Origin of the sequence: Arthrobacter sp. N199823 (assembly GCF_002929705.1) — a bacterium.
In the GTDB taxonomy this organism is placed as follows: Bacteria; Actinomycetota; Actinomycetes; order Actinomycetales; family Micrococcaceae; genus Specibacter.
The window spans coordinates 324,191-344,292 of sequence record NZ_PJIN01000005.1 but is presented as its reverse complement, the minus strand read 5'-3'; the positions used below and the strand labels follow the sequence as shown (position 1 = coordinate 344,292).

General features: G+C 61.2%; 16 protein-coding genes. 13 read left to right on the top strand and 3 right to left on the bottom strand.

The window, feature by feature from the left end; genetic code table 11:
- The first annotated feature begins 212 nt into the window (after positions 1-212).
- From CXQ93_RS20680 to CXQ93_RS13495, 3 genes are read left to right on the top strand one after another with little or no spacing between them, the layout of a single operon-like run.
- Complete coding sequence (locus CXQ93_RS20680) at positions 213-1,748, top strand: hypothetical protein (RefSeq protein ID WP_181036159.1); 1,536 nt, start codon at positions 213-215, stop codon at positions 1,746-1,748.
- Positions 1,749-1,754: 6 nt separating this feature from the next.
- Entirely contained in the window at positions 1,755-2,579 is an 825-nt protein-coding gene (nth, locus tag CXQ93_RS13500) for an endonuclease III (RefSeq protein ID WP_104110942.1), read from the top strand.
- On the top strand, positions 2,576-3,262 hold the full coding sequence (locus tag CXQ93_RS13495; protein WP_374953408.1) for an NUDIX hydrolase: 687 nt from the start codon (positions 2,576-2,578) through the stop codon (positions 3,260-3,262). The genes nth and CXQ93_RS13495 overlap by 4 nt, the downstream gene beginning before the upstream one ends.
- A gap of 84 nt (positions 3,263-3,346) precedes the next feature.
- Here the strand turns inward: CXQ93_RS13495 and CXQ93_RS13490 are convergent, their stop codons facing one another.
- A complete protein-coding gene (locus CXQ93_RS13490) occupies positions 3,347-5,095 on the bottom strand; it encodes a bifunctional 3'-5' exonuclease/DNA polymerase (RefSeq protein ID WP_104110941.1) in 1,749 nt (582 codons plus the stop codon).
- 120 nt (positions 5,096-5,215) lie between these two features.
- Between CXQ93_RS13490 and ssd the strand changes: the two genes are divergently transcribed.
- The 7 genes from ssd to CXQ93_RS13455 all read left to right on the top strand — a co-directional run bounded on the left by ssd (position 5,216) and on the right by CXQ93_RS13455 (position 10,887).
- Positions 5,216-6,487: a septum site-determining protein Ssd gene (gene ssd / locus CXQ93_RS13485; RefSeq protein ID WP_104110940.1), complete on the top strand. Its 1,272-nt coding sequence runs from the start codon at positions 5,216-5,218 to the stop codon at positions 6,485-6,487.
- A gap of 53 nt (positions 6,488-6,540) precedes the next feature.
- Entirely contained in the window at positions 6,541-7,845 is a 1,305-nt protein-coding gene (locus CXQ93_RS13480; RefSeq protein ID WP_104110939.1) for a TadA family conjugal transfer-associated ATPase, read from the top strand.
- Complete coding sequence (locus tag CXQ93_RS20400; protein ID WP_146073224.1) at positions 7,830-8,702, top strand: type II secretion system F family protein; 873 nt, start codon at positions 7,830-7,832, stop codon at positions 8,700-8,702. The genes CXQ93_RS13480 and CXQ93_RS20400 overlap by 16 nt, the downstream gene beginning before the upstream one ends.
- A gap of 191 nt (positions 8,703-8,893) precedes the next feature.
- Positions 8,894-9,319: a type II secretion system F family protein gene (locus CXQ93_RS13470; protein ID WP_181036157.1), complete on the top strand. Its 426-nt coding sequence runs from the start codon at positions 8,894-8,896 to the stop codon at positions 9,317-9,319.
- Positions 9,320-9,563: 244 nt separating this feature from the next.
- Positions 9,564-9,872, top strand: coding sequence for a DUF4244 domain-containing protein (locus CXQ93_RS13465; RefSeq protein ID WP_373418367.1), 309 nt, complete (start codon positions 9,564-9,566; stop codon positions 9,870-9,872).
- A gap of 60 nt (positions 9,873-9,932) precedes the next feature.
- Positions 9,933-10,520 carry a TadE family type IV pilus minor pilin gene (locus CXQ93_RS20675; RefSeq protein ID WP_181036156.1) on the top strand — a complete coding sequence of 196 codons (588 nt, stop codon included), beginning with the start codon at positions 9,933-9,935 and terminating at the stop codon, positions 10,518-10,520.
- Entirely contained in the window at positions 10,501-10,887 is a 387-nt protein-coding gene (locus tag CXQ93_RS13455; protein WP_258068998.1) for an Rv3654c family TadE-like protein, read from the top strand. Before CXQ93_RS20675 ends, CXQ93_RS13455 begins: the two co-directional genes overlap by 20 nt.
- 55 nt (positions 10,888-10,942) lie before the next feature.
- Here CXQ93_RS13455 and CXQ93_RS13450 read toward each other — a convergent pair whose 3' ends face one another.
- Positions 10,943-13,273, bottom strand: a complete 2,331-nt coding sequence (locus tag CXQ93_RS13450) for a DEAD/DEAH box helicase (protein ID WP_104110935.1) — start codon at positions 13,271-13,273, stop codon at positions 10,943-10,945.
- Positions 13,274-13,385: 112 nt separating this feature from the next.
- The gene (locus CXQ93_RS13445; RefSeq protein ID WP_104110934.1) at positions 13,386-14,102 is read right to left on the bottom strand and encodes a GNAT family N-acetyltransferase; all 717 of its coding nucleotides are present in this window, start codon (positions 14,100-14,102) and stop codon (positions 13,386-13,388) included.
- Between the two features lie 77 nt (positions 14,103-14,179).
- On the opposite strand from CXQ93_RS13445, the gene CXQ93_RS13440 reads away from it, so the two are divergent.
- The 3 genes from CXQ93_RS13440 to topA all read left to right on the top strand — a co-directional run bounded on the left by CXQ93_RS13440 (position 14,180) and on the right by topA (position 19,735).
- Positions 14,180-15,073, top strand: coding sequence for a rhodanese-related sulfurtransferase (locus CXQ93_RS13440; protein WP_104110933.1), 894 nt, complete (start codon positions 14,180-14,182; stop codon positions 15,071-15,073).
- 48 nt (positions 15,074-15,121) lie between these two features.
- Positions 15,122-16,750, top strand: coding sequence for a methyltransferase (locus tag CXQ93_RS13435; RefSeq protein WP_104110932.1), 1,629 nt, complete (start codon positions 15,122-15,124; stop codon positions 16,748-16,750).
- A 201-nt stretch (positions 16,751-16,951) separates the two neighbouring features.
- On the top strand, positions 16,952-19,735 hold the full coding sequence (topA, locus tag CXQ93_RS13430; RefSeq protein ID WP_104110931.1) for a type I DNA topoisomerase: 2,784 nt from the start codon (positions 16,952-16,954) through the stop codon (positions 19,733-19,735).
- Positions 19,736-20,102 lie beyond the last annotated feature (367 nt).

Below are 20,102 nucleotides of genomic sequence, written 5' to 3'. Positions count from 1 at the left end.
CGCTTCTCACAGCTGCAAGTGTTAGCCGTCACAGTCCCGTGGGATCAACGGCGTGGTTTCTGCGCTCAATAGCATGCACGCGGTGATCACGTAGACATGGGGACTTCTCCCCATCAGGGGCATTTACACGGTATTTGAGCTGTGGCTCGCTAGTGTTGGATTCACCTGTTAACTAGGCTGGGGACAAACGTGAGATTTTGAGGAGCAAGACCATGACTGAACAAAGCAGGCCTTCGTCGGCATCCCAGGCGAGCGGGCCGAAGGAAACTACGGCGCAGAACGCAACTCTCCAGAGCGCAACTGCCGCCAAGGCCGTTGCCGGGCCGTTGACCGTCCGGGACTTAATAGTCCTAGGTTCGGTGCTGATCATCTTCGTGGCATCCTTGGTGCCGATCGTCAACACCTTGGCCGGCAGCTTGAACCTCTGGAACACCAGCGGCCTGTTCTACATCGGCATTGGTGTGGTCCTGCCTCTCGTTGTGGGTGGGCTTTTCCTGGCCCGCCGCATGAGCCCGGCCGCCAAGGTTCGCATCGGTTCGCTCTCCATAGACCAGTTCGGCTCGGTCGTGGCGGCCTTCGCCACGTACTTCTTCTTTGTGGGCACCGTGAGCAACTTTGGAATCGCCTTCCTGATCGGTCTGATTGGTTCGCTGCTACTGCTGGTGTCCACTGTTTGCGCACAGTGGATCCCCGTCCTCGCCGCCGATTTCACCGGCCGGGTTGAAGTTCCGGCCCCTCTTGCCGCGCGCGACGCCGTTCCCGCCGTCAAGCGTCCTGGCTCACCTAAGCCTGTGGCCGCCCAAATGGGTGCTGCGCAGCAGAATGCTGGTCAGCAGCCTTACGGCCAGGGGGCCCCGGTTTCGGGAGCTTCGGCCCAGTATGTACCCGGCCAGCAGGGTGTAGCTCAGCAGGGCGGCGCCCAGCAAAGCCCAGGCGCTCAGCAGGGCGGCTGGAACGGTGCCCCGGCCGCGAGCAAGCACAACCAAGCCGGTCAGATCTTTACGCCCGCCAAGGAAAACTCTGCAGGTGCAGGTGCAGGTGCAGGTGCAGGTGCTGTTGCTGGTTTCGGCGCGGGCGCGGGCGTTGGTGCCTCGGCAGCCGCAGGCTCCGCCGCCGCCACAACCCAGGCGGCCACAAGTTCGGCAGCTGCGGCAACTCCGTCCACCGGTGCAGCAGCCACCGCAGGAACCGGTGCTTCCGCAGGCACGGCCGGTGCAGCAGCACCTGCCACCGCGGCCAGCGCCGAGAGTGGCTCAGCGAGGAGCACCCCGTCAGGAGACCAGTCAGCGGCAACTCACACCGCTGCGCAGCCCTCGGTGCAGACACCGGCCGCGGCGCAGGGCAACTTCGGTGCCACCAGTGCCACAGCAGCCAAGGAAACGGAAGCCAAGGAAGTTGTGGCAACCACGCTGAACCCGCAGGTCCCCGAAGCGCTCAAGTCTGAAGCTGTGAAGCCGGCAGCCGCATCGGAAAACCCCTTTGCGCCGTCCGCCAATCGCGAAAGCATCACCGCCACGGTGAACCCGTCAGTGGCTCCGGTTGTTGCTGAACCGTTCTGGTTCGCCGTTGATCGACCCCAGAACGCCATCGATGAAAAGACGCGCCAGTTCGCTTTCAAGCTGGTCCCCGGTGCGTGGATTCTGGCATTGGAGGACCGCGGCAACAGCTTCCTCGTGCAGGATAGCCGTGGCAAGACCGGACTATTGTTGGATCTGGTGGGTATCGAGCGGGCCTCAGACAGCCAGTAGAAGGCGATGGTGGTGGCTGAAGAATCGGCTCTTGGGCTCAAGCGTCGTGCCCGGAAAATCAACCGTGAGCTGGCGGAGCTGTACCCGTATGCGCATGCGGAGCTCGATTTTCGGAACCCGTTTGAGTTGCTCGTGGCCACCGTTCTTTCGGCGCAGACCACTGACATTCGCGTCAATGCCGTCACTCCTGAGCTATTCGCCAGGTTCCCCACACCCCTGGCGATGGCTCAGGCCCAGAGCATGGAGCTTGAGGTACTGATCAAGTCGACTGGCTTCTTCCGGGCGAAGGCTGCTAACTTGCTGGCCCTCTCCACCCGCCTTGTTGACGAGTACGACGGCGTGGTCCCGGGTTCACTTGAGGCTCTCGTTACGCTGCCGGGAGTCGGGCGAAAAACCGCGAATGTGGTGCTGGGCAATGCCTTCGGCGTTCCCGGGATCACCGTCGACACGCACTTCATGCGCCTGGCCCGGAGATTTGCTTGGACGGAGTCCACTGACCCCGTCCGGATCGAGGCCGACGTAGCTGCCCTCTTCGAGCGGCGCGATTGGACCATGCTCTCGCACCGTGTGGTGTTCCACGGGCGGCGTATTTGCCATGCCCGCAAACCGGCTTGTGGAGCCTGCCCCATTGCACACCTGTGTCCCGCCTATGGTGATGGCGAGGTGGACCCCGTGAAGGCCGCCAAGCTGTTGAAATATGAAATGGCCCCCGGGCAAGAGGAACTACTGGCCCGAATGCTGGCCGATGTCCACAAGGCAGCCCAGTACAGGCAGGAGTCGCAGCATGCCGACCGTGTTGCGGATGCCGCGGCCAAAGGCATTCGGGCGTGAGCGCCTATGCTGATTTGCTCGCTCTTGCAGAGAAGGCAGCCACACTCAGCGAAATAAACGTCGTGGGCCGACCGGCTCTCTGGCAGGTTCCTGCGGATGTTGGCGCGTATCGCAAGGCAGCCGTGTTGATGTTGTTTGGTGCGTTGGATGACATCGGCGCCAGCTCTTCCAAGCCATTTATCTCTGCGGATCTTGACGTTCTTCTGGTGGAGCGGGCCGCGACCTTGAACGACCACCCGGGCCAAGTAGCCTTTCCCGGCGGGGGCGTGGACGCGGCAGATGAATCAGTCATTGCAGCGGCACTGCGAGAAGCCCAGGAAGAGACCGGACTGGATCCTCTGGGCGTCGAAGTGCTGGGAACCCTACCCGAGGTTCCCTTATCCGTCAGTAACTTCATGGTTACCCCAGTGGTGGGCTGGTGGGCGCGCCAAACACCCGTCGATGTGGTGGACTACGGTGAGTCGGCACAGGTTTTCCGGGTTCCAGTGCGGGACCTGCTTGATCCCGAGAACCGCTTCACCGCTGTGTTGACCCGTGACCAACACACCTACCGAGGCCCGGCGTTCGCGGTCAACGGCGTTGTGGTCTGGGGCTTCACAGCTGGCATCTTGAACTTCGTTTTCCACGAATTGGGCTGGGCCGTGCCGTGGGACGAACAACGAGAACTCCCGGCCCCCATCTGAGCTGGCCCAGTGGTAGCCGCCCTGTAGCAGCCGCCTTGTCGTAGCCGAGCTGTCGGAATCGGCAGCAAGTTTAAGTTGGGTTGCCTATTTTGCGTTCGCGTAACACTCAACGACAGTGGCCTTCACGGGGAACTCTAAAGGCATGTGTCCGAAGATCAGCTTCGTGGCGGCCATCGATGATTCATGCATCATGGCAGTCACCTCCTCCACTAACTCCAACGGGCAGTGAACCACCACCTCATCGTGGAGAAATGCGACCAACTGCGGCGTCCTCGGGCCGGGCTTTCCCCCCGCGATCGGTGGGAGGGAAGGGAGAGCCCGGAGCCGCCGTCGTAAGTCAGCCAACCAGCAACAGGCCCATTCCGCAGCCGTCCCCTGAACCACAAAGTTGCGGGTGAATCGCCCGCGTGAGCGAGCCGCCGATTCCGCCTGGCGCTGTTCCTGGGACGAGTTGCTGCGCTGTCCATCCCGCCATTCCTGGGACACTGCTGGGGTGCTGCGGCCCAAATAAGTGGTGACGACCTCACCGCGCTCACCAGCCCGGGCTGCCTGCTCCACAAATTCCAGTGCTCGCGGGTACATGCGGGCCAACTGAGGGACCAAGCGCCCAGAATCGCCCGTGGTGGCTCCGTAAATGGCGCCCAAAAGTGCAACCTTGGCCATGCTGCGATCACCTCCAAAACCCTCGGCTGCGATGCCTTCATAGAGGTCCTTACTTTGCCCAGCGTTGTCCCCAGGGTTGCTCCCAGCAGAGGCGCTACCGGCAGCCGCCATAGCCGTGTCCTGAGACAGGGCGGCCAAAACGCGAGGCTCCAATTGCGCCGCGTCGGCCACTATGAAGGTGTATCCGGGATCAGCCACGGCAGCACCTCTAATCTGTGCCGGGATCTGCATGGCTCCGCCGCCACGCGAGGCCCAGCGTCCGGAGACCACACCGCCCACCACATATTCGGAGTGGAACCGGCCGTCATGGACCCACTGTTGGAGCCAATTCCAGCCATTGGTGGTGAAAAGTCGGCTGAGCTTCCGGTAGGCGAGCAGGGGTTCAATGGCGGGATGCTTAAACTCCTGTAGCTCCCAGCTTCTGGTCGATTTGGCTTCGATCCCGGCCCGATGCAGGGCACGCATTAGATCTTGCGGGGAGTCCGGATTCAGGGATGGCGCATTTAGGGTGGTCCGCAAGACTCCGGCCAAAGTCTCCAGCTTGTCCGGACGGGCGTAACCAACGGGTTCCGGGCCGAGCAAATCATGTAGCAACCTCCTGTGTAGGTCTTCCCGCCAAGGGATACCTTCATGATGCATCTCCGCGGCCACCAGCGCACCTGCTGATTCTGCACTGAGTAAAAGCGTGAGCCTGGCCGGGTGTGTGGAGGAACTAACTGCCGTTTTTTGGGCAACAAGTTCAGCCATGACAGTGTCCAAATCCCAGCCATATGAGTCCGCAGACCCGCCAGGAGTATCAAAGAGGCTGTCCTGACCCGGCTGCGGGCCTCGCAAAGCAGAGCCGGCACGGTCTAGCTCCGGCAGAATGTCAATTGAATGCTCGGAGTAGGAGGTGGCTGACGCGTAGTTGGAATGCCGGAGGATCCCTTGGCACAGGGCCAGATCGTGGCACTTCTCTACGCGCACGTCCTGAGTCAGAAGCTCCGGATACCAGTTGGTGGCGCGGTCCCAGACCCACCGTGGATGGTGAGCTTGCTCCAGAGTGCGTACTGTCGCGGCCAGGGCAGCGCGTGTGACCGTCTGGACGGGCGCGGACGGGGTACCGTCGTCGTGTCGGAGCGAGATGACGGTGGCAGAATCATGGGGACTCACGGCCAGCAATGCGTACATAAGTTCTATTCTCCACTGGCTGGAGCACTAATTCCTCCACAGGCGCCCTTGGCAGGGGTGGTATCCACTTTTGCCGTGCTGGGGCTTTATCAGCAGCGTCGGTGAGGGCACAGTTGACGCATGAGACGACGTCAGGGCCCGGCAACCGGTCAAGCATCCGACCCGGCGCACAAGCCTTGGCTGCCGCGCCGGGACACCACAGTGCTGCTGCTCTCGCGGTCCCCGCAGCTGCAAGGTGAGGTGGGGCGCGTTGCTGCTGCGGCCGCCGTCGAACTGGTCATTGGCGAGGCACTTGAACAAAACTTCGGGGCGCACGGGGACATCGCTGCGGTGCTCGTTGATGCTGCTCCGGATGCTGCGACGCCTGGGTGGCGCGGCCCCGTGATCGTGGTGGGTTTTACCGCCGATGCCGATCGTATCTGGCAGCAGGCCGCTAAGCTCGAGGCTGATCGGGTTGCCTTCTTGCCGGATTCGGCCCATTGGCTCGCGGACTACCTGGCGTGCCTGCAGAATCCAGCATCACGCGCTGGCGTGTTGGGTGTTGTGGGTGGATGTGGTGGTTCCGGCGCCTCCACTTTGTCCTTGCTGGTGGCTGCTGAGGCCGCTTCCAGAGGTACAAGAACGTTGCTGGTCGACGGCGACCGCTGGGGCGGAGGTTTGGGAGTGATGCTATCCGCGCAAGAAGCGCCGGGGCTCCGCTGGCCGGAATTATTGCAGGTTTCCGGATCCATCAATCCGGGGCAGCTGGCGGCGGCACTGCCACAGGTGGGGCCTTTGGCCCTGCTGTCGTGGGAACAGGGGAGGGCCAGTGAGGGGCAAGCTGGAACAACGGGCACCAGCCCCGACAGCGATTATATGCATGCGCCCACTGGTTTGCCTGCTGTGCGTGGGCGGCGAACGGCTGTGCCTCTGCATGCCCCAAGTCAAACGCACGACGCCGTCGATGAGGTCATGCGTGCCGCTCAAGGAGCCTATGAACTGGTCGTGGTGGACCTCGGCAGGACTCCGGAAGCACTGAGTACCTTTGGTATTCAATGCAACGGCATGGTGGTGGTTGTGCCGGGGAGGGCGCGTGCCGTGGCGGCCGCCCTGAAGATGGGATCTGAGCTGCCTGCTGTGCCATCTGCCGCCGTCGTTCGCGGGCCCATGGCCGAAGGAATTGATGCAGAGATGGTGGCAACGGCTGCGGGACTGCCTTTAGCGGGGGAATTGCCGTGGCTGCGCGGAGTAGACCAAGCATTGCTGGCCCAACGCCTGCCTGAACTGCTGCACAGGCGACGAGTGCGTGGTCTCGTCGCTGGGGTTCTTGACTGGATGGCAGGGGATTCCGCCACGGCTCAAAGTGCCCGGGCCGCAGTCAGCTCAGGAGCCCATCCCGGAGTCCGGCCATGACACCTAGGGGAGCTAGAGGCAGGCACGCTACGCCGGAGGTGGAGACGGCGCGGATGCCGGCAGGATTACTGGACGCAGAGCTTTTGGACACCGTTCGGAGGGCAGTTTTGTCACAATCTGGCCCCATCACCGATCTTCAGGTGGCGAGTGCGGTCCGTGGCAGTGGCAGGCTGCTGGGTGCTGCCGGATCATTGGTGGCCATGGACCGGATTGCGGCCGAACTCAATGGGTTGGGGCCGCTTCAAGGCCTCGCGGCAGATCCCGCGGTGACAGATATCTTTGTCAACGCCCCGGACTCCGTGTGGGTTGACCGAGGCGACGGCCCAGAACGGGTATCCGTTGCCTTCGCCACCGAGGGGCAGTTGCGGGCCCTGGCCGTGCGGCTCATTGCCACTGGCGGGCGCCGGCTCGATGAAGGAAGCCCGTGCGTTGACGTCAAGATTTCCGGCGGATACCGTGTGCACGCCGTGTTGCCGCCTATTTCAGCGGCGGGCACTCTGTTGTCCATCCGCACTAAGAAGAAGAGCGCCTTGACGCTGGCCCAAATGGTGGCAGCAGGAGGCATACCCCTAACCCTCGCCCAGGTCTTGGTGAAGGTGATGGAGCTGCGTCTGAACTTCCTCATCAGCGGTGCCACGGGAGCGGGAAAAACCACGCTGCTGTCAGCGTTGCTGGGGCTGTGTGAACCAACAGAGCGGCTGGTCCTTATCGAAGATGCTGCGGAACTCGAGCCTCCGCACCCGCATGTAGTCACCCTGGAGGCCAGACACGAAAACGCTGAAGGTGCCGGCACCGTGGATTTGGCGGAACTGGTCCGCCAAGCCATGCGCATGAACCCCGGAAGGCTCATTGTCGGCGAGTGCAGGGGCAGAGAAGTGCGCGAACTCCTCATGGCCCTGAACACCGGTCATAGCGGGGGAGGAGGGACCATCCACGCCAATGGGGCACACGATGTCCCTGCCCGGCTGGCAGCTTTGGGTGCGCTCGCAGGAATGAGTCAGGAAGCGGTGTTTTTACAGGGTGCTAGTGCCCTCGATGCGGTGATTCATGTGGAGCGTCGCCAAAGCCGCCGGGTGGTGTCTGAGATTGCCATGGTGGAATTGCGTAACGGCAGGCTGGAGACGGTCCCGGCGCTTTCTCTTGCTGCAGCCATCCCTCAGAGCCCCCGCGATTCCGTGACAGCCAGGGTGCTGCACGGTCCAGCCTGGCCACTGCTCGCTGAGCGCCTGGGCTTGGAGGAGGACCTGGCTGACATGACAGTCGGTGGTGGTAATGGGACGGGAGTATGGCCTAGTGCGCCAGCGGGTAGGCGGCTCGGAGTTGCTACGGAAGGGCAAGAACCATGGGTGGTGCCGTAGTTCTTTTGCTGGTCCTGACGCTTGGCGCCTGGCTGCTCTTCGCGCCACCTGCGGCACTTCACCAGGGTCCGGTGCGCGGGCGGGCCCGGACCTTGCGCACAAAGTCGAAAGGGCGAGTCGAGACGGAATCAGAGTCTCTGCCGCGGCTGGTGCGTCAGATGTCCTCACTTCTGGCCGCTGGCCGGACAGGGCCGGAGCTATGGGGGATCTTGGCGCACGTCCTGGCGTCTGAACCGAGAACGGCGAGTGGGAGATTACGTGCACGCGTGGGAGCGACTGGGGCCGCGGAGGAGATCGGGCAAAGCTCGACGGTGGCCCTGCTGCTTGCTGTGCAGCGGGCCAGTGTTCTGGGCCTGTCCAGTGCGCAGGCAATTCGCACTGCCTGCAGCTCTGACACGCCCTCCTCTCAAGGACGACGTCGTGTCCCCATCTTGAGTGCCGGGCAACAGGACATGTGGCTGGAAATTGCGGCCTGCCTGGAAGTCTGTGAATCCAGTGGGGCTCCCGTGGCTGCCGTGTTGAACAGATTGGCGCTCACCATCGAGTCCGACTTTGATGCGGCCGCACTGCGTGAGACGGCTCTGGCTGGCCCACGAGCTACGGTGCGACTGCTGGGCTGGCTGCCCTTCATCGGCTTGGGCTTGGGTATTGCCATGGGCGTGGACCCGTTGTCAGTGCTGTTCGGTTCACCGGTGGGCTGGGCCGTATTGTGCGCCGGTCTTTTGTTCACCGTGACGGGCAGAATGTGGTCCGCAGCTCTGATTTCCCATGCCGCCCATCCCTCCGGCAGCCGTGCGTCCAGGCGTCCTGAAGCGCACCGACGGCGCACCCTAACAACAGCGAAAAGAAGGCGGTAGCCATGGGTACAGCTATGTTCTTGTTTCTTACTGCGGCTGCGGTATTTAGCCTTTCAACCGTTTCAGGCATGAGTCTGCAGAGAAGGCCGCGAAATAGCGCAGGAGGATTGCCCGGCTCAGCCAGCAGCGTCAGCGGCAGAGCTGCGTCGCTGCAGGGTCTTTCGCCGCGGCAAGGGGGCACTGCCACGGGAGTGCTGAAAGTTCCACTGTTACTAGACCTATTGGGTACGGCCCTGGAATCTGGGCTGACCATCTCCAATGCTCTGCAGGTGGTGGCACAGGTGTCAGGCGGTGGCATCCGGGAATCTCTGTTCAGGGTGTCGGCCGCGTTGGAAATCGGGGCCTCCTGGCAGGACGCTTGGCAGGGCAACACTGGGAGTAGTGAGCTGGCTGCGCTTCATGCCGCCTTGAGTTTTGGCGCCCTGAGCGGTGCTGGTGCAGCACCGTTGCTCTATGCCGAAGCAGCCCACATCCGTAAAGCCGGAGGGCGCCAGGCCGAGAAACGGGCGGCAGCGCTCGGTGTGAAGTTGGTTCTGCCGTTGGGTCTGTGCTCTCTCCCTGCGTTTGTTGCCCTAGGAATTGTTCCTGTTGTCATCGCCATGGTTCCGGCACTTTAGCTTCACCAATCATCACGCTTCACCAAAAAATGCCCCGGATTTACCCGTTCATTTATCCACAGGCAGTGCAGCAGTCCTTTCAACTCACCAAACGCACTTTCGGCCTTTCGCCGGATCCGGTGTGGGTGAAAAGTTGGCTCAACAGCTTGTTTAGGAGCCACCAGAAGTTGAAGGAGTGGCGCAGCCAAGCTGGGGCAAGGGCCAACAGGGTCGTTGCCATACCAAGCCCCATTGATGAGGAGTCATGATGAACAGCAATGATGCTGCGCAGGGCATGTCAAGCGGTGCAGAGGGCAAGCTCGCATTAGACAACATCGCAGAGATCTTTCCCGGAGCCAGCAGAAATGCGCCTGTGCGCAACAAGCCGGCCACCTCCCGTCGGGTCTGGCGGTGGCGTCCGCAAACTGGATTGGAAGCAGGTATGGCAACAGCCGAATACGCCATTGCAACGCTGGCAGCTGTGGGATTTGCAGGGCTGCTGGTGGTGATCCTCAAAAGTGACGAAGTACGTGGCTTCCTGATGAACATCATCCGCACCGCCTTGAGCATGTAGTAGATGGTACGCCCGAGGACAGCAACACAAAGCCTCGAATGGGCAGGGGAGGGTGAGGAAATGGGTGATCATGGCACGGACCGGGTGCAGGCGTTTACTGGCAGTCCGCGTCGAGCAAGAATACGCGGATCGGTCACTGCCGAACTCGCCGTGGTTCTGCCAGCTGTCACGGTCCTGTTGGCGCTGCTGCTGCTTGCCGTCACCACTGGCATGTTGCAATTGCGTTTGGAAGAGGGAGCCAGAGCAGGTGCCCGTGCCTTAGCCAGAGGAGATTCCCCGAGCCAGGTTACAGAAGTCGTAGCCCGGGTCTCAGGGGACGGAGTATCAGTAGCTCTGGGCAATGATGGCGCGTATGCCACCATCACGGTTCAGGGCAAGGTAAGTGGGGCACTATCTGCCCTCGTGCCGTGGACCCAGACTGCCCAAGCCATGGCAAAGATGGAATCCACTGCCCCTGATCATTCGATCCATCACCTGACCTCAGTGCGTTTCGCGGGAGACCCTGTGCCCGCTGTGGGTGTTGTCCCGGTCCGCAAATCTTCTCTGTGGCGGTGGGTCAGAACTACCCAATGCCCGCTTCGACATGGGCATTGCGACGAGGCAACCATTGCTTGGAAAGGTGCCCACCATGGCAACGTGCAGTGGTGAGCGTGGGGCCGGAACCATGCTGGCCGCCGGGATCGCACTAGCTATGTTGATGCTGATGGTGTTGGTTCTGGGGCTCGCAACGGCTGCGGTGTCGGCGGGAAAAGCTGCCACAGCCGCCGATCTGGCTGCGCTCGCAGCTGCGGATGCACTCAGGGGGCTCAGCACAGGCGATCCGTGTCAGATCGCAATGGACGTGGCGGCCGCGAACTCGGCCACTCTGGTGGAATGTGCTTTGTTTTCGGGGAGCAATTCGGTGCAGGTGAGAGTGCGCATCGAAACGGCGTTACCGTGGCCGGCCTACGGTCAGGCCCGAGCCGGACCTCCTCCGGATAGCGTGCTCCCTGCTAGGGGGCACGCCCAACCGTAAAGTTGCTGGATACCGAGCGCCTGCGCTCATGCTCGTTGAAAAGAGAACAGAGAAATTAGCCCGGTGCGTGCGCCAACAAGATCTTCAGCAGCAGCACGGCACCGCGCTTGTCCAAGGGATTGTTCTTGTTGCCGCACTTGGGCGACTGGATGCAGGACGGGCAACCAGACGGGCATTCGCACGCCTCAATCGCCTCCTTTGTGGCGCGCAACCAAGTCCGCGCCATGTCGAAGCCCCGCTCCGCGAAACCGGCGCCACCAGGATGGCCGTCGTAAACGAAGATGGTGGGCTGCCCGGTGTCGGCATGGATGGCAGTGGAAACACCGCCAACATCCCATCGATCACTCGAAGCAACCAGGGGAAGCAAGCCAATGGCGGCATGTTCGGCAGCATGGAGGGCGCCGGGAAATTGTGGCTCCACCAACCCGCCGGCCAGCAGTGTCTCATTGTCCAGCGTGAACCAGACGGCTTTGGTGAAGAGGTCCCGGGCTTCCAGCTCTAGGGGTTCCTCGCCAAGGACCTCATTGGAAATGATGGCCTTGCGTTGAAAGGAAACAACCTGGGTGCGGACTTGGACAGGACCAAAGTGCATTTCCACCGGCCCCCAGAGCTCGTGCTTGCTGGATTCAATCACCTCAATTTGGGTGACATCGCGGGCCGTTGTGTAAAAGTCTGGGGTGCCGCGCCTGACCAGAGCGCAGTGCTCTGACTCATTGAGTTCCAAGACAACGTAGCTGGTGCCCTGGTGGACGTACACCGCTCCAGTATGAGCTTGGTAGTGGGACTGCGGGGACCCCATGGTTCCCAAGAGGGCGCCCGTGTCTGCTTCGATAATATTGATGGGCCCACCGCCGTCATCACGGAGGTTGACCATGGCCGCGGCACTTTGCGGATGCGTCCAAAACCAGCCGGCTGGGCGCCGTCGCAAATAGCCTTGGGCTACCAACTGATCCAGCAACGCCGGGGTGCTGGCGTCAAAAATGGCCAGATCCCCAAGGGTGATGGGCAGCTCGGCCGCAGCTGCGCACAAGTGCGGACCCAAAACATACGGGTTGGCAGGGTCGAACACGGTAGCTTCCAGCGCGCTGTCAAAGATGGCTTCTGGATGATGAACCAAGAACGTGTCCAACGGATCATCACTTGCCACAAAAGCTGCAAGAGCGTCCTGTCCGGCACGCCCTGCCCGGCCGATCTGCTGAAAGAAGGAAGCTTTGGTCCCGGGCCAGCCAGCGACCAGCACCGCGTCCAGCCCCGAAATATCGATCCCCAGTTCCAACGCTGAGGTGCTGGAGACGCCCAACAAGTCTCCGGCACGGAGGGCTTTTTCTAGTTCGCGCCGTTCCTCGGGCAGATAGCCGGAACGGTAGGCGGCTATACGCGGAGGGAGGCTGGCATCCACGTCCTGCAACAGCCGTTTAGTCACTGTGGCGATGGTCTCTGCACCGCGGCGGGACTTAATGAAGGCAATCGTGCGCACACGGGCAGAGACCAAATTGGCTAGCAAATCAGACGTTTCGGCAATGGCTGTGCGGCGGGTCTTGGCACCGTTCTCGCCGGCAAATTCCGTCAGCTCCGGCTCCCACAATGCGACGGTGGTGGCGCCGTGAGGAGAACTGTCTTCCGTGACAGTGGTGACAGGAGCCCCGATCAACCGTGCAAAGGAGACGCCGGGATCGGAGGACGTGGCTGATGCGCCAATAAAAACCGGGTTGGCCCCATAATGGGCGCAGATCCGCCTTAGGCGTCGCAGTAAAACCGCCACATGAGAGCCGAAGACTCCCCGGTAACTGTGTGCCTCATCAATGACCACGTACTTCAATCGTCTGAAGAAACGGGCCCACCACGTGTGGTTGGGCAGGACCCCAAAGTGCAACATGTCCGGGTTGCAGAGGATGAAGTTGCTGTGATCACGAATCCAGCGCCGATCCGCAGGGGCGGTGTCGCCGTCGTAAGTTGCGGCCCGCAAGGTGGGAAGCTTCAACGAATTGAGAGCGGCCAGCTGGTCAGCGGCCAGTGCCTTTGTGGGGGAGAGATACAGCGTCACGGCACCATCCACCTCCAGCAGGCCGGGATTCTCCGCCACGCGCAAGGCGGCGCGATGGACCGCGTCGAGGGCAGGCAATTGGTAGGCCAGCGATTTTCCTGATGCGGTACCGGTGGCAATGATGGTGTGCTGGCCATTGTGAGCTGCCGTGGCGCCCTCCACCTGGTGTCGCCAGGGTTGGTCAACGCCTAGAAATGAATAAGCTGTGACAATGTCGGGATGAACCCAATCCGGCCAAGGACTGTTCACGGCCTGACGCGCCGGAATTCGACGGACATGCTGCAGCTGGGCAGGGGCGTTTCCCCCGCCAAGCAACTGGATCAGGGAATTGTTGGTGGACACCCCATCATTGTGCCACTGCCCCTTCGCACAGAAATCCCTTGGGTCCCCTGTGTGGCAACGTTGGCCCTCTCAATGGCGCCCAACGCCGCTCAGTGGGCTTCGGAGGCCGTGGTCAGTGACCTCGGGCCAGCTCCTCAAGGCGGGATTTGGGTACCAAAACCGTGACGGTGCTGATACTGCGCCAACCGAGCTTGAAGTACAGCCGTTGGCCGTCAGTGCTGGCCAGTAGCAGACCGGTGGTTACCGGGTACGCCATAGCCCTGGCTGTCAGAGCTTTCATGAGCAGCAGCCCATAGCCGCGCCGGCGATGCTTGGCATGGGTCTCAATTTGATCAAAGACGGCATAGTCGCCGTAGACGCCCACTTTTCCCGTGGCAAGAACGGTACGCCCTCGCATGATGGAAACGGAGATTCGCGCTTGGCAGGCTGATGCACTGTGCTTGCCACCCATTGCTTTTACCACCAGCGACAGCTCGGGGTCACCCAGGAATGGGTCTTGATTATCTTGGGTTTCCAAATGGCAGATCATGAGCTGTTCAGAGGCGGACAGCATTCCCATCCCTGCTTGGTGGGCCATCTTCACGTACCGGTGCACATCTGGTCCCAGAACACACAAGGCACGCTGGGGTGAAGCGATCACTTCGGCAGCCACATCGGCAAAGGCCGACGGTGAGGGGACGGTGGTGAAATACTCCCAGCCGCCACTACGATCGAGGCGCAGGGCTGCCAGATACCCTGGTCCGGAGCGGCTTGGGTAGCTTCGTAGCGCAGTCCAACCGGCAAACCATGCAGCGGTCTGGCCAGCTAGCTCTGTGGAAGCAAGCGTCATGTGTTCAGCCTATGCCAGCGGGGCGCCCGCTGAAGCCGTCATGCCGTTATTTGGTGGCACAAAGTAGGCTTTTAACCGTGTCGATGAACAAAATTGTGCTCTTTTATGGCTTCACCCCTCTTAGCGATCCAGAAGCGATCAAGCTCTGGCAGCGTGCGCTGTGCGAAAAGCTCAGCCTGAAGGGGCGCATCATCATCTCCAAAGACGGCATTAATGCCACGGTTGGCGGTGACATCAAGGATCTCAAGCAATACCTGAAGACCACGCGTGAATACCCCGGATTCAATGACATGGACATCAAATGGTCCGATGGTACCGGAGACGATTTCCCCCGCCTGAGCGTCAAGGCCCGGGACGAGATTGTCAGCTTCGGCGCCCCCGGTGAGCTTCAAGTCGATGAGAACGGTGTGGTGGGTGGCGGCACGCACCTCAAACCCGAAGAACTCCACGAACTCGTCGCCAAGAAAGAATCCAACGGCGAAGAAGTAGTGTTCTTTGACGGTCGTAATGCCTTCGAGGCGCAGATCGGCAAGTTCAAGAACGCCATCGTCCCAGACGTCGACACGACCCACGATTTCATCAAGGAACTGGACTCCGGCAAGTACGACGATCTCAAGGACAAGCCGGTCGTCACCTACTGCACCGGCGGCATTCGTTGTGAGGTTCTGAGCTCCCTCATGGTCAGCCGCGGCTTCAAAGAGGTCTACCAGATGGACGGCGGAATTGTCCGCTACGGTGAGACCTTCAAAGATAAGGGCCTGTGGGAAGGCTCACTGTACGTGTTCGACAAGCGCATGCACATGGAATTCAGCGACGAAGCCAAGGAGATTGGCCACTGCATCCGCTGCAACAACCCAAGCAACAAATTTGAAAACTGCTCCAACCCCAGCTGCCGCAACCTGAACCTGTACTGCACCGAGTGCGCCAGCGCTCCAGAAACGCTGCAATGCCCGCAGGGCTGCACTGACTGAATCCGCTTGTCGGGACCAGCGCCCAAACGAGGCCGTTAGGCTTGAGGTATGACTGATTTCGCCACCGTTCCGCACGCCCCACGCAGTGACAACCCAGGACTTCTTGCAGCTCTGGCCGCTGATCTGATTGCCATCAACTACACGGTCGACGGCGTGGCGGAGCTCCTGGGTGACGACGCCAGCCGAGCGTTGGACCGGGACCAGATGGTTCCCGCCACACTGCTGCTGCGCGGCAAGGCAGATCCGCTAGCCATCGTTGTGAAGCTGTGGTTGCTCTCGCAGTCGGTCGCCCAGGAATCGCTAGCCGCGGCTCTGCCCTCAGCCGGCATTGAGAAACTCGTGGAACTGGGCGTCATTGAAGAGGTGGAACAGCCTGGCATGGTGCGTGCGGCCGTCGACCTCCGTCCCTACGGCTGGGCCGGCGCTGAAGAGGGCGGTCAAGAGACCAATTTGTGGGTGGCCAGCGATCTTGGCGCCCACCAGCGCCCCGGCGTTCTTCGCAAGGATCACGTTCTGGGCATTGGCCAAGCTTCGCTGACTCTGGCTCAGAGCACCATCCGCCGGCCGGTCCACAAGGCGTTGGACCTTGGCACCGGATGTGGCATCCAGCTTTTCCATCTGCTGCATCATGCCGAGCGTGTAGTGGCTACTGACATTTCAGAACGCGCTTTGGCATTCACCCGCTTCAATTTGCTCCTCAACGCTCCGGCGCTAAACCTTGAGGCAGCTGATTTTGACCCGGCCAATCAGGACGCCCGGGTTTCGCTGCGCCTGGGCAGCTTGCTCGATCCAGTGGCGGGGGAGCGCTTCGACCTAGTGGTCTCCAACCCGCCGTTCGTCATCACTCCGCGGCACCGCGGGGAGCAGAGTAGCGAGCAGTTCACGTACCGTGACGGCGGCATGGCAGGCGACGCCATTGTGGAATCACTGGTTCGCGGCTTGCCGGAGGTGCTGAACCCAGGTGGAACTGCGCAAATGCTCGGGAACTGGGAGGTCAGCCGCGCACAAGCGGAGGGGACAGACACGGTGGAGCAATGGCATGCTCGCCCCGCGCAGTGGCTGAATGCGGAGGTCGAAGCCTGGTTCATCCAGCGCGAGCAGGTGTCTCCTGGTGGTTATGCCGAGACGTGGCTGCAGGACGCGTCGCAGGGCAGGGATTCCGTCGCCTATGCCAACGCCTACGAGGACTATTTGCTGGACTTTGCCTCACGGAACGTGGCTGGGATTGGTTTCGGGTACATCTTCTTGCGTCGCCCGGCAGACGGTGAAAGCGCCGATGTTCCCCGCTTTGAGGAGATCCTCTACCCCATTGAACAGCCTGTGGGCCCGCATCTGGCCAGCACGGTTGACAGAGGGCTCTGGCTCAAAAAACACCACGATCTCACTTTCGAGTACTTGCTAGTGGCCTCCGATGTCACCGAGGAACGCCACCAGAGTCCCGGGGCTGAACACCCCGGAGTGATCTTGTTGCGCCAAGGTGCTGGGCTACGGCGCACCAACCTGTTGAGTACCGAGTTGGCTGGTTTTGTTTCCGCGTGCGACGGCGAACTGACCGCCGGGCAGATCATCGGCGCCTTGGCAGTATTGCTAGAAAGGGACGATTCAGAGTTTGCTGAAGCCCTTGCCCTCGAAGTGCGTAATCTGGTACGCGACGGTTTCTTGGTTCCCGCCGAATGACAGGCCCAAGCGGTAGTGCCAGCTAAGCGCCGTCGAACTTCACATGCCTGCGAAAATGAATGAGCTTGGCCACGAAGAGGCTTAAAAACTGACGGTTTTCCTCACTCCGTTTCCCACGCAATACGCTTTCGCGGTAAAAATATGGTGAACTAGGCTCTTGGGGACGCCGTTCGTCCACCTTTCATTCCCTGTAGGAGTACCGTGCCCACCAAGGCAGCTAGCAAGCCCAAGACCGGCAAAAAGCTCGTGATTGTCGAGTCCCCTGCCAAAAGCAAGACCATCGCGAAGTACCTCGGCGAGGGTTTCGTTGTCGAAGCCTCCATTGGGCACATCCGTGACCTGCCGCAGCCTTCCGAGCTGCCTGCGGAGCTGAAAAAGTCCTCGATCGGTAAGTTCGCTGTCGATCTTGAGAACAATTTCAAGCCGTACTACGTGGTCTCTTCCGATAAGAAGAAAAAGGTTGCGGAGCTCAAGGCACAGCTCAAAGACGCCGACGAACTTTACCTCGCAACTGATGGGGATCGCGAAGGCGAAGCCATCGCGTGGCACCTGCTCGAGGTGCTCAAGCCCAAGGTACCCGTGTACCGCATGACATTTGCTGAAATCACCAAGGAGTCTCTGCAGCGAGCCTTGGGCAACTTGCGTGAACTGGATACCGATCTGGTGGATGCGCAGGAAACCCGCCGCGTGGTGGACCGCCTGTTCGGTTACGAGCTCTCTCCTGTGCTGTGGCGCAAGGTTGCGCCCAAGCTGTCCGCTGGCCGCGTGCAGTCCGTGGTGACGCGCATGGTGGTGGAGCGTGAGCGTGAGCGGATGGCGTTCCGTTCGGCCAACTACTGGGACCTGGCGGGCACCTTCACGCCGGAAACCGGTGAGTCATTCAGCGCCAAACTTGCCGCCGTTGACGGCAAGCGCGTGGCATCTGGTCGCGACTTCAACGATCAGGGCCAGCTGACCGGCAAGAACGTGGCCCATCTGGATGAAGTGGCAGCCAAGGCTCTCGCCTCGGCCCTGCAGGACGTCAGCTTTGCCGTCCGCTCAGTCGAGCACAAGCCCTACACTCGCCGCCCGGCCGCGCCGTTTACGACGTCGACCCTGCAGCAGGAGGCCGGCCGCAAGCTGCGCTTCTCCTCCAAATCCACCATGCAGACCGCCCAGCGCCTGTATGAAAACGGTTACATCACCTACATGCGTACCGATTCATCCTCCTTGAGCGATGAAGCCGTCAACGCCGCCCGCCGCCAGGCATCAGAACTGTACGGCCCCGAATTTGTGCCTACAGCCAAGCGCGTTTACGCAAGCAAGAGCGCCAACGCGCAGGAAGCCCACGAGGCCATCCGCCCCGCCGGTGACTCCTTCCGCACCCCGGCCCAGGTCGCCAGCGCCTTGGGTAGGGACGAATTCAAACTCTACGAACTGATCTGGAAGCGCACCGTCGCCTCCCAGATGGCAGACGCCAAGGGCTCGACTGCGACCATCAAGTTGGGTGCCACAGCCATCGGCGGCGTCGCTGACGGACAAGACGCTGAATTCTCGGCCTCCGGTACTGTCATCACCTTCCGCGGCTTCCTGGCCGCCTACGAGGAAGGCCGCGACGAGTCACGCAACGATTCCGATGATTCGGATCGCCGCCTGCCCAACGTCAAGGAAAATGACAAACTTCAGGCAGCTGAAGTTCAGGCCAATGGCCACGAGACGTCACCTCCGCCGCGCTTCACGGAAGCATCGTTGACGAAGGAAATGGAAGAGCGCGGTATTGGCCGCCCGTCCACCTACGCCTCCACGTTGTCCACCATCATGGACCGCGGCTACGTCAGCAAGCAGGGCTCAGCTCTGGTGCCGAGCTGGATTGCGTTCTCCGTGGTGCGCCTGCTGGAACTGCATTTCACCGATTACGTGGATTACGAATTCACCGCCGGCATGGAAAAGGGCCTGGATAGGATCGCCAACGGCCAGGAGCAAGGTTCCGACTGGCTCAAGCACTTCTACTTCGGCGACGTTGACAACAAGGGCTTGCAAGCCATTGTGAACAACCTTGGCGAGATTGACGCTCGAGACATCAACTCGATGCCCATCACCGACACGTTGGTGCTGCGCGTGGGCAAGTTTGGTCCGTATCTGGAAAGCACTGTCCCCACATTGGACGCCAAGACCGGGGAGATCATTGAAGCAGCCCGCGCCAATGTTCCCGAGGATCTGGCTCCGGATGAGCTGACGCCTGCCAAGGCTCAGGAGCTCATGGAGACAGCGGCGCCTGAGGAACGGGTACTCGGCGTTGATCCCGAGTCGGGGCACACCGTGGTGGCCAAAAACGGTCGCTACGGCCCGTATGTCACCGAAGTTATTCCGGAGATGACGGCCGAAGAAATCGCCAACCAGCCCGTTGAGTACTACAAGAACGGCAAGCCGAAACCGCCGAAGAAGCCTGTCAAGGCCAAGCCTCGCACAGGATCCATCTTCAAGACCATGACAGTGGATACGGTAACCCTGGACGAGGCGCTGGCCATCATGAGCCTGCCGCGAGTCTTGGGCACGGATGCCGAAGGCAATGAGATCACGGTGCAGAACGGCCGCTTTGGTCCGTACCTGAAGAAGGGCTCCGATTCACGGTCCATCGGCAGCGAAGAGGAAATCTTCACGATCACGTTGGATGCGGCGCTGGAGATCTACTCCCAGCCCAAGCAGCGCGGTGCACGTGCCGCCGTGGCGCCCCTGGCGGAGTTTGGAGATGACCCCGTTTCGGAGAAGAAGATCGTGGTCAAGGAAGGCCGTTTCGGTCCGTACATCACCGACGGAATCACCAATATTACGGTGCCACGAGGGACCGATATTGAGGATCTGACCCGAGAGAGCGCCATCGAACTCTTGGCGGACAAGCGCGCACGTGGCCCGGTCAAGCGGACCACGAAGACTGCAGCGAAGAAGCCGGCAGCCAAGAAGCCGGCGGCCAAGGCCCCCGCGAAGAAGGCCGCAGCCAAAAAGTAGCATACGGTGCCCCTGGACTTGCTTCAGGGGCACAACAATGGCCCGTTGGCCACCGCCTCGGTGGAGAAAACAAGGAGACAAAAGCCCCGCTGACGGCGGGGCTTTTGTATCCCTTTTTGTGCGCCTTTTTGTGCGCCAAAAGTGTTCTTATTGCCTACTCCGAGGCTCTCCCCGTCAGCTAAGTCAACGGCCCCCAGTTTGTGTTGTCCATCACCATTTCACATGACGGATGCAACTTCGGGGACTCGAGTCCCTATGACAATTCCAGCCTTCACGGGGAGATATGAAAATTCGCCATCGTACTGGTCACAGAGCGGTCGTTGCCGCACTAAACTGCGTAACTCCAGTCTGGGTGCAGCAGTGGTCC